We start from the raw sequence: 2786 nt of genomic DNA on the forward strand, positions 1-2786 counted from the left end.
GCTGTGGCGGGCCCGCGCCCGCCGCTGTCGATGCCTGCTGCGTCAGGGATGCGGACGCCAAGGCAACCGGCGCATCGGGTTGCGGCTGCGCAACCGCGCCAGCCACCGAGACGCGAGAGAATATGGCGGCCGGCGTCGATGCCTGAACGATCTGTCCTGCGCAAGGCAATCTGGGCGCTTGGACTGACCCAGATCATCGGCTACGGCACGCTCTATTACAGCTTCTCGATCCTCGCGCCGGCAATGGCTGGGGAGTTCGGGCTCACGGAAGGCTGGGTATTCGGCGCGCTGTCGGCCTCGCTCTTTGCCGGCAGCCTGTTCGCGCCGACTGCCGGGCGGTGGGCCGACCGCTTCGGCGCCGGGCGCATAATGACCGTCGGCTCGGTGGCGGCAGCCGTGGCGCTGGCGCTGTGCGCCGTCGCGCCCGACCGCGTGACCTTCGTCCTGGCATTGCTGGCAATGGAGCTGGCCTCCAGCTTCGTCCTCTACAGCGCCGCCTTCGTGGCGATCGTGCAGATCGGGGTTCCCCGGCCGCAACGCAGCATCACCCACCTGACGCTCATCGCCGGGTTCGCCTCGACCCTGTTCTGGCCACTGACTTCGGCGCTGCATGCGCATCTGACATGGCGCGAGGTCTATCTTTTGTTCGCCGCACTCAATCTCGGGCTCTGCCTGCCGATCCACGCCTGGCTGATGCGCCTGTCGCGCCGCCACGCAACAGTCATGCCGCAAGAGCGCGGGCCCGCCCCCGATGAAGCGGGCACGCGGCTCGATGCGCGGCGTGGCCGGGCCGTGTTCCTGCTCATGCTGGCGGGGTTCGCCACCGAGGGCTTCGTGCTGTCGGCGATCCTCATCCACATGGTGCCGCTGACGGCGGCGCTGGGGCTCGGGACCGCAGGCCTTTTCGTCTCGACCCTGTTCGGGCCGGCGCAGGTCGCCAGCCGGCTGATCAACATGCTGTTTGGCGGCCGCCTGCAGCAAACGCACCTCGCCGTCATCGCCGCGTCGCTGGTCACAGCCGGGCTGTGCGCACTGCTCCTGACGACGCCATGGCTGCCCGGCGCCTTCGTGTTCGTATTGCTGTTCGGCCTCGGTTCCGGCCTCACCAGCATCGTCGGCGGCACCTTGCCGCTCGAACTCTTCGGCCGCGAGGGCTATGGTGCGCGGCTCGGATGGGCAAGTGCTGCCCGTCAGTTCACCTCGGCCTTCGCGCCGTTCGCGCTCGCCTTCATGATGGCGCGGACATCCGTCGCCAATTCCCTGTGGGTCCTGGTGGTCGTCGCCGCGAGCGGCGTCATCGCCTTCCTCGCCATCGTGCTGCTGAGGCGCCGCGGCCGGGTTGCGTTCGCCATTGGCGGCAATCCGGAAGAGGCGGCCTGACCGCGCCTCAATGTCTGAGAATCTTGCTCAGAAAAGCGCGGCTGCGGTCGGTCCTGGGGTGTGAGAAGAACTCGTCCGGCGTGCCGCTTTCGACGATGGCGCCGGCGTCCATGAACACCACGCGCTGGGCGACCTTGCGGGCGAAGCCCATCTCGTGTGTCACCACCATCATGGTCATGCCTTCATCGGCGACCGCCACCATGACGTCGAGCACTTCGGAAATCATCTCGGGATCGAGGGCCGAGGTCGGCTCGTCGAACAGCATGATCTTGGGTCGCATGCCAAGGCAACGCGCGATCGCCACGCGCTGCTGCTGGCCGCCGGAGAGCTGTGCGGGATAGGCATCGACCTTATCGGCGAGGCCAACCTTGGCCAGCAATTCGCGGCCTGCTTTTTCAGCCTCGGCGCGCGGGATCTTGCGGACGTGGATGGGGGCGAGCGTGACGTTTTCGAGTGCCGTCTTGTGCGGGTAGAGGTTGAACGACTGGAAGACGAAGCCGATCTCGGTGCGCAGCTGCGTCATGTTGGTGGCGGGGTCGCCCAGGCGTTGGCCATCGACGACGAGGTCGCCGTCCTTGATCGCCTCCAGGCCGTTGACGCAGCGGATCAGCGTGCTCTTGCCCGAGCCGCTCGGGCCGCAGACGACGACCACTTCGCGCGGCTCGACGCTGAGCGTGATATCCTTGAGCACATTGAGCGTGCCGAACCATTTGTTGACGCCGCGAAAGTCGATCATGCCGGTTTTGGCAAGGCCCGTTTTGGTCATGTTTTCTGGACCTTTGGGGTTGGAAGTCACAACTGCACCTCGCCATGCGCCGCGCCCATGCGCTGCTCCAGCCGGCGGGCCAGCATGATCAGCGGATAGCAGACGATGAAATAGCCGACGCCGACGAGGAAGAAGACCAGCAGGCCGTTGGGCACACGCTGCACCACCAGCCAGCCAACCCGGGTGAGGTCGGTGAGCCCGATCGCCGAGACGACGGAAGAATCCTTGATCAGCAGCACATACTGCCCGACCAGCGGCGGCAGCACGATGCGCATCGCCTGTGGGAGGACCACCTGGCGCATGCGCTGCAAGCGCGACAGGCCGGACGCCAGCGCCGCCTCGACCTGACCTGTCGGCACCGAGCGGATGCCGGCAACGACGATCTCGCAGATGAAGCAGGCGGCGAGGTTGGTCAGCGCGATGATGCCGGCGGTGAAGGCATCGAGTTCGATGCCGAACTCAGGCAGGATGAAGAAGATCAGGAAGATCTGCACCAGGAACGGCGTGCCGCGGATCAGGTCGACCCAGGCCCCGATCAAGCCCGAGATCAGCCGGTTGCCGCCGGTCCGCAGGATGCCGAGGCCGAAGCCAAGCAGGGTGCCGAGCACCAGGCTGATCAGCGACAGCACCACGGTCATGC

The 2786-nt window shown here is 66.7% G+C and carries 3 protein-coding genes; 1 reads left to right on the top strand and 2 read right to left on the bottom strand.

From position 1 onward, the window contains the following. Positions 1–138 precede the first annotated feature (138 nt). Complete coding sequence (arsK, locus tag EN939_RS27995; protein WP_127270947.1) at positions 139–1380, top strand: arsenite efflux MFS transporter ArsK; 1242 nt, start codon at positions 139–141, stop codon at positions 1378–1380. A 7-nt stretch (positions 1381–1387) separates the two neighbouring features. On the opposite strand, the gene EN939_RS28000 is transcribed toward arsK, so the two are convergent. After that, on the bottom strand, positions 1388–2146 hold the full coding sequence (locus tag EN939_RS28000; RefSeq protein WP_127270949.1) for an amino acid ABC transporter ATP-binding protein: 759 nt from the start codon (positions 2144–2146) through the stop codon (positions 1388–1390). Positions 2147–2172: 26 nt separating this feature from the next. After that, positions 2173–2786, bottom strand: a 614-nt coding sequence (locus EN939_RS28005; protein ID WP_164751282.1) for an amino acid ABC transporter permease, incomplete at its 5' end; no start/stop codon positions are given.

This window comes from Mesorhizobium sp. M7A.F.Ca.CA.002.05.1.1, from assembly GCF_003998335.1.
Taxonomy (GTDB): domain Bacteria; phylum Pseudomonadota; class Alphaproteobacteria; order Rhizobiales; family Rhizobiaceae; genus Mesorhizobium.

What these genes read in the sequence shown, in the direction of transcription:
- arsK (WP_127270947.1), top strand. Translation starts at nt 139, where the DNA reads ATGCCTGAACGATCTGTCCTGCGCAAGGCAATCTGGGCGCTTGGACTG.
- EN939_RS28000 (WP_127270949.1), bottom strand. Translation starts at nt 2,146, where the DNA reads ATGACCAAAACGGGCCTTGCCAAAACCGGCATGATCGACTTTCGCGGC.